This is a genomic window from Deltaproteobacteria bacterium, from assembly GCA_016183175.1.
Taxonomy (GTDB): domain Bacteria; phylum UBA10199; class UBA10199; order UBA10199; family SBBF01; genus JACPFC01.
Genome location: JACPFC010000109.1, coordinates 23,721 through 31,123, shown reverse-complemented (window position 1 = coordinate 31,123; position 7,403 = coordinate 23,721). Strand labels below are relative to the sequence as shown.

At 55.1% G+C, this 7,403-nt stretch carries 3 protein-coding genes; all 3 read right to left on the bottom strand.

What is annotated here, in order from left to right:
- On the bottom strand, positions 1-262 hold a 262-nt coding region (locus tag HYU99_10585; protein MBI2340788.1), incomplete at its 3' end, for a hypothetical protein.
- Between the two features lie 2,358 nt (positions 263-2,620).
- Positions 2,621-5,593 carry an FG-GAP repeat protein gene (locus tag HYU99_10580; protein ID MBI2340787.1) on the bottom strand — a complete coding sequence of 991 codons (2,973 nt, stop codon included), beginning with the start codon at positions 5,591-5,593 and terminating at the stop codon, positions 2,621-2,623.
- A 368-nt stretch (positions 5,594-5,961) separates the two neighbouring features.
- A complete protein-coding gene (locus HYU99_10575; protein ID MBI2340786.1) occupies positions 5,962-7,362 on the bottom strand; it encodes an amidophosphoribosyltransferase in 1,401 nt (466 codons plus the stop codon).
- Between the last annotated feature and the right edge of the window lie 41 nt (positions 7,363-7,403).

Below are 7,403 nucleotides of genomic sequence, written 5' to 3'. Positions count from 1 at the left end.
GTTGCCTCTTAAGACGTTCTTCCTCCGAAACATCACTGGCAAGAAAAAGAACAGGAGACACTGCGGACAAAACCCTCGCCAATCCGCCGAGAAGGGAGGTAAATCTTGCGGCGGCGCCGGTGGCCGGCTCCGCCAACGTTGCTGTCGCGGCCGGGCGGACAAAAGGGAGGACATTGTCAGGCAGAGCCTCGGCTGTTTCGGCCTCAAAAACCGCCGATCCCTCCGGAGGAGAAAAATATCTGACATCAAGCGCTTCGGTCATTCAAACGACTCCTTGTTTTACGAAACGTGAATGATGATGGTGGACGATTAACACTGCCGTTATCGGCAGGAAAGAAAATAAGTTGCGCGGAAAATGAATAATAATAATAATAAAAAAAAAAAAATAAAAAAAAGTAGTTATAATATAAATCTTTGAATAGAAAGGGACCGAATAACTTAGGGGCTGACAGATTCAACAGATGGAGCCTGCGGAGCGGGAAGCTCGCGACGATACCCGCACCCCTTCTCCGGGCAACGAATCTCCACCCCTTTGGTCTTCGAATATTTTTCGACCAGATAAGCCGAGCCGCACTCGGGGCATTTTTCATTGATCGGCTTGTCCCAGGCGGCAAAGGTGCAGGTGGGATAGCCGGTGCATCCATAAAATATTTTCCCGCGCCTGGATCTCCGCGCCGAAAGCGGCTTCCCGCATTGCGGGCAGTTGATGCCGAGCGAAATGGCCTTGGTGCTTTTGCATTTCGGGTAGGCCGAACAGGCCAGAAACGGACCGAATCGTCCCCGTTTGACAATCATCTTTGAGCCGCATTTTTCACAGACCTCGCCGGTCTCTTCGGGCACCTCCGCAATGATTTTTCCCGACTCGTCTTTTCGGAACTCCTTCGTGTTTTTGCAGTCGGGGTAGGACTGACAGGCCAGAAATTCCCCGTGACGGCCGAATTTGATCACCATCGTCGATCCGCACTTTTCGCATTTCAGATCGGTGAGTATTTCCTGCCGCTTGATGTCCTTCATGTGGACCTTCGCGTGGCTCAAGGTCTTTGAGAAGGTTCCGTAAAAATCCTTGAGCGTATCGACCCACCCCATCTTCCCCTCTTCAACTTCGTCGAGCTCCTCTTCCATCCGGGCGGTGAATTGGACATCCATGATATCGGTAAAATTTTTCACCAGAAGATCGTTGACCATCGTTCCCAACTGCGTGGGATGAAGCCGCTTCCCCTCGTCCTTTTCGCAATATTTCTTGTCCTGAATCACCCCCAGAATGGACGCGTAAGTGGAAGGGCGGCCGATCCCTTTTTCCTCAAGCTCTTTGACGAGCGACGCCTCGGTGAACCGCGGCGGAGGCTGGCTGAAATGCTGGGAGGGCAGATAGTCATGACACTTCAGCCTCTCCCCCTCTTTCAATTCCGGAAGGAGCGTCCCTTCCCCCCCTTTTTCTTCCGCCTCTTCATCTCCCTGATTCTTTTTCGCCTCTTCTTCCTCCGCCTCCATATACACGGAAATAAATCCGGGGAATTTGATGATCGAACCGGTCGCCCGAAATTCATACGCCCCTGCCTTGATGATAAATGTCGTCCGGTCGAGCAGGGCCGGCCTCATCTGGCTCGCCACAAACCGCTTCCAGATCAGTTCGTAGAGCCGACATTCATCCTTCTTCAGATATTTTTTCACCACGTCGGGCGTATAGGCCATCGATGTCGGACGAATCGCCTCATGCGCCTCTTGCGCCTCTTTCCTGGATTTGTAGAAATTCGGCTGGTCCGGCAGATAATCCCGCCCATACGTATCATTAATATACTGTCGAACCTCGTCTAACGCCGAAGAGGCAATCCGCGTCGAATCGGTCCGCATGTAGGTGATCAGCCCGGCCAGTTCGCCTCCTCCCACCTCCACCCCTTCGTAGAGCTGTTGCGCCAGCATCATGGTCTTCTTGGGCGAGAAGCCGAGCTTCTGCGAGGCCTCCTGCTGGAGTTTGGAGGTAATAAAAGGAGGAGACGGATTCCGCTTCTGCTCCTTCTTTTCGATGGTCTGAAGAACAAACAACTTCTGCTTAATTTCGGCAACGACACCATTCGCCTCGCCCTGATTGTGAAGGGCGAATTTTTTTCCGTTCTTTTTGTGAAGTCGGGCGGCAAAGGGGGGGGGCAGACTCCCCTCCAGTTTGACTTCGAGATTCCAGTATTCCTCCGCCTTGAATTCCAGAATTTCCTTCTCACGGTCGCACACCAGACGCGTCGCCACCGACTGCACCCGTCCCGCCGAAAGACCGCGACGCACCTTGTCCCACAGAATGGGGCTGATCTGGTAGCCGACCAGCCGGTCGAGAATCCGGCGGGCCTGCTGGGCTTCATACATGTTTTTGTTGAGCGGCGCCGGACTGGCAATCGCCTGTTTGACGGTGTTTTTGGTGATTTCGTTGAAAAGGACGCGGAAGACCGGAGGCGATTTTTTGGAGCGCTTGATCTCCTCGGCCAGATGCCAGGCAATCGCCTCCCCTTCGCGGTCGGGGTCGGGGGCCAGAAAAACCTTTTCCGCCTTTTCGGATGCCTTTCGAATCTCATCGATGACCTTTTTCTTTCCCTTGATGATTTCGTATTCGGGCTTGAAATTGTTCTTGAGATCAACCCCCAGGCTTTTGGGAGGAAGGTCTTTGACATGACCGATGGAGGCCTTCACCGTAAAATCGGAACCGAGATATTTCTCGATGGTCCGCGCCTTGGCCGGCGATTCGACGATAACCAGATTTTTTGACATAAAGAATGCGCTTTCTACGGGCTATGATACACCATGTCAAGCCGAAGCTCACAAACAAAATCATCCATCCGGGATCCCCGGAAGACTTTTGGGCATTGAGCGAACAGCCGAAACCCCCCGGACCCAACCGCGATACCGATTCACCGCCTCCATCGAGGGCCGATTCCCCTGTCCAGGAAATCCGGTAGACGGCATTCTCTCCCTTGATCGTATAAATTGCGGATACCCCATCGCCATCGCTATCGGCCACAAGGAGATCGCTTCCGATGGAATCTCCTTCCGCCTCCCCCATTAAAAGAACCGTCGAGGAGCCGTCATCAAGACTTAAGGAGGTTTCCCACTCCGACCGCCCAAAGATCACATAGATGCCGCCTTTCCCTTCCCCCATTTCCGGGGCGCCGACAACGATGTCCGCAATTCCATCGCCGGTCACATCCCCCGCGGAAACCATCGCCCCAAATGTGGCGGCGCCACTGGCGCCCGCTGAAGGGTCTCCCCCGGAAATCACGACATCGGCGTCGTTGCTGGTCAGAACGCTTACGGATTCCTGTCTTCCAAAATAGACAAGACACTCCCCCCCGTCGGTTGTCAGGATCAAATCCTGTTCGCCATCGCCGTTGACATCTCCAAAGACAGCAGAGGTGAAAAGCTGGTCGCTGACGCTCTCGACCACCGTTCCAATCACCGACGAAGCGGCGGAAACGTTTCCATCGACAATGTCGTCTCCCGTCGCCATAAATCCCGCTTCTACCGCCGCGGTGGGCGAGGAAAAATCGTTCCGCCGCAGGACCGGATTCATGCCGGGATTGTCCGGGCCGAAAAAGACATCGTCCGCCGAGTTGCCCAGAAAATCAGCCATAAGAATGGAAGAGAGGGGAAACTCCGCGCTCCCCTCGACAATTCCGGTGAGGACAAAGTCGGCATCGTAGATGAAAACGGCACCGGCACTGCCGGCGGCACCGGAACCACCGGAAGAGCCGACAAGAATTTCATCAACCCCGTCGCCGTCCAGATCCCCCACGGCCAGATATTTTCCGAACAAATCGCCGGCGGCCTCCCCGGTTATCTGAACAAAATCAAGTCCAAGATCCACCTCCCCCTCCATGTTGTCTATCGGTTGCGTCGAAAAATAGACCCGCCCCCTTCCATCGTCCATCTGCGGAGTCCCGATAACCAGATAATCATCATCCGTCATGGCCAGGTAATATTCCTCCGCACCGGAGGGAAGCCGGACGGAAACATCGCCAAAGACAAGGGTGATCCGGCCTTCATCGCCGATCTCCTCGTAAAAGGGAGTCCCGTTCCACATGCCGACAAGAGGTTCATCGAGGGTCTCTCCGGCGGCCGTAAGGGCCATCACATGAATCACCGCCGTGTCAGCCCAGCTCTCCCCCGCACCATTTTCAACCATCAGCTGGACGACAACATCCCCCGTTTCGGCGGAGGCGGAAAAGGAAATCGTCGAGATCACCCCCTCTGCAGATTCAAGCGTACCGATCCCCGAAAGGATCGACCACAAATAGCGGGTGGCGCCGGTTGAACCGCTCCCATTCAGCGTGACTGTTCCTCCCGCGACAACCGTGTGGTCCGCGCCGGCGGAAGCCGTCAGTTCTTCCATCGAGGCGATTCCCCCGTCGTCATCATCGGATTTCCCTCCTTCGTCATTGGCATCGTTGCCACCGGCACTGTCGCCGCCATTGTCGGCGATTGGAGTCTCGTCATTATCAAGAATGCTGTAGGTGTGAATCACCCCCTCTCCCAGCGTGGCATTGACCGGGTCGGATAAAGTCACTTCAATGGTCTCGTCGGGCTCGTCGGTCGCGTCATCAACAATGACGACCGAAATGACAGCGGTGGTCTCTCCCGCCGCGATGGTAATTGAACCGTCAAGCAGTATGTAATCAGTCTCTCCCCCCGCGGCAGTCCCCCCGGTGACGGCGTAATCCACCGTCACGTCGTCCGGCGAGAGGGAAGACAAGGCGACCTCGATTGTCGCCGACGCCGCCGATTCGGCCCCGCTCGAACCGGCGGAGGTGAATTGAATGGTGGGACGGGCCAAAATCCAGTTCGTATTGTTTCCGGAATCGGCGCAGTCGGTGAGGCAAAAAATAACGAGGCTGTTCAAATTGTTGCTGTCCCCGACATCCAAATATTGGACGTCCCGGTCCCCTTGGGGATCAATAGCGGCCTGGGTTCCCGCCTGGCTACTAACCAGTGAAAGGAGTTCTCCAGAAACCCCTTTTAAGGTCATGGTTCCGACAATGGTTATCGTGGATTCGGCCGGCAATGTCAGCGTGTCCGCCGATTCGACCGTCTTGGTGAGGTTGAAGAAAGTAAAAGCCCCGGTGATTGTCTGACCGGTTCCGGAGAGGATGACGGTTCCTGAGTTGTGGGTGAAAGTCCCTCCGGCCAGGACAAGGTTGCCCGCAACCGTCAGGGCGCCGGACGTGGAAGTGAACGCACCCCCCACAATTTTCAAAGAGCCGTCCACCGTGATGTCCTGGCTGGCGCCGGTGAAGATTCCACTCCCCTGGAAGAAGAAACCGCCGCTTCCGACGGTAAGGCTCGACGCCTGTGTGATCGTACCGCCATAATTGTTGTTGATTTGAAGTTTGTTGACCGAGACGGCCGTGTCGATGAGGGCGTCCTTGCCCGACGAATTGCTGAAAGTGGCCGTATCCCCTGAACCGGGCAACGTGTTGGACGACCAGTTGGCCGCTTCGGACCAGTTGTTGGTTGTCCCTCCCCCATCCCATGTCCTGTTGGAGGCATAAAGAGAGGGAGAAAAAAGGATAAAGAAACCTGCAAAAAGGAAAAAAAGGGCCCTTTGCTTACACACACACATCTTTTTTGGCTTGCGGATGGACAACTTTATCTCCCTCTCTACCACAAGTGACTCAAACTGACAACTTTTAGTTACGACCAAAAGGCTTCCCTATTGAGTATGAGCAAAATGCCTGCCAAATGGTGCCCTGTTTATCCGAATGTAAAATTTATAAATAATTAGTAATTACGGATAGTTAATAATAGAAAGGGGGTTGAGCAAACTTATACCTGCACGTATCAAAATGATAAATTTCCCAGGATGAGAAGCGGCAGGGCCCCCCCAAAAAGCCGGCGGGCAGGCGCCAACCAGATGGTCGGATGGATCTTCAAACCGTCCGCAAACTCCTTCGTAAAATGCGTAGAAGTTGCAGAGTGAAGAATCTAAACCGCCATCACGCGACGGTTGCCGCGGGCGTCGGCCTTCAAGGCCCTTTGGACCCACTGGGCCCCTTCGGGGTAGTTGCCGGTAAAACAGGCGTCGCAAAACCACTCGCCCGGCCTCTGTTTTTCAAACCAGTAGAGTGAAGGGCGCGACAGATAGGCAAGGCTGTCGGCGTTGATGAACTGGCGGATCTCCTCCGCCGATTTGTGCGAGGCGATCAGTTCGCTTCGGGTCGGCGTGTCGATTCCGTAAAAACAGGGCCAAGCGGTGGCGGGCGATGAAATGCGCAGATGAACCTCTTTGGCGCCGGCGTCGCGGACCATCTTGATGATCTTCCGGCTGGTGGTGCCGCGGACAATCGAGTCGTCGATGAGGATGACCCTCTTCCCCTCCATCATCTGCTTGACGGGATTGAGCTTCACCTTCACGCCGAAATGGCGGATCGAATCCTCCGGCTCGATAAAGGTCCGCCCCACATAATGGTTTCTCACCAGCGCCATCTGGAACGGAATTTTCGATTCCTCGGCATAGCCGATGGCGGCCGGAACCCCCGAATCGGGAATGGGAACCACCATGTCGGCCTTGACCGGGTTCTCCAGCACTAGCTCCCGGCCGAACCCCTTGCGGATTTCATACACATTCCGGTTGAACACGATGCTGTCGGGACGGGCAAAATAGACATATTCAAAAATGCAATGCGCCATCTTCTGGGAGGGAAAGGGCTTGAGGCTCTTGATCCCTTTCTTGTCGATCTGGACAATCTCGCCAGGCTCAATCTCGCGGACAAACTCCGCCTCAATCAGATCGAGCGCACAGGTTTCACTGGCAATGACAAAGGCATCATCTTTTTTTCCCAATACGAGAGGACGAAAACCAAACGGGTCGCGCACGGCGATCAGCCGCGTCTCGGTCAGAAAGATCAGCGAATAGGCCCCTTTCAGCTGGGGCAGGGTCTCGATAAGCCGGTCGAGGAGATCGTTTTTTTTTTTTGTGGCCAGGAGATGAAGGATGACCTCGGTGTCCATCGTGGACTGGAAAATCGCCCCGTGCGCCTCGAATTCGTCGCGGATCTCGCCGGCATTGACGATGTTGCCGTTGTGCGCCACCGAGAGCTGTCCCCGTGAGTAGCTGATGGTGAAGGGCTGGATGTTTTTTTGCGTCGACTCGCCGGTGGTGGAATAACGGACATGGCCGATGGCCATTGTGCCGGGGAGTTTTTCCAGAACGTCGGCGGTGAAGACCTCGGCCACATGCCCCATCGCGCCGTAAGCCTTGAGGTCGCTCCCGGTGGACGAAACAATCCCCGCGCTCTCCTGCCCCCGGTGCTGAAGGGCATAAAGGGCCAGATAGGCCAGCTTGCTCGCTTCCGGATGATTATAGATGCCAACTATTCCGCACATAAACTGCAGGGCTTAGGGTCTAGGGTCTAGGGTCTAGGGTA

Bases quoted from the DNA above. Each gene is read 5' to 3' on its own strand.
- HYU99_10575 (MBI2340786.1), bottom strand. From the start codon at position 7,362: ATGTGCGGAATAGTTGGCATCTATAATCATCCGGAAGCGAGCAAGCTG.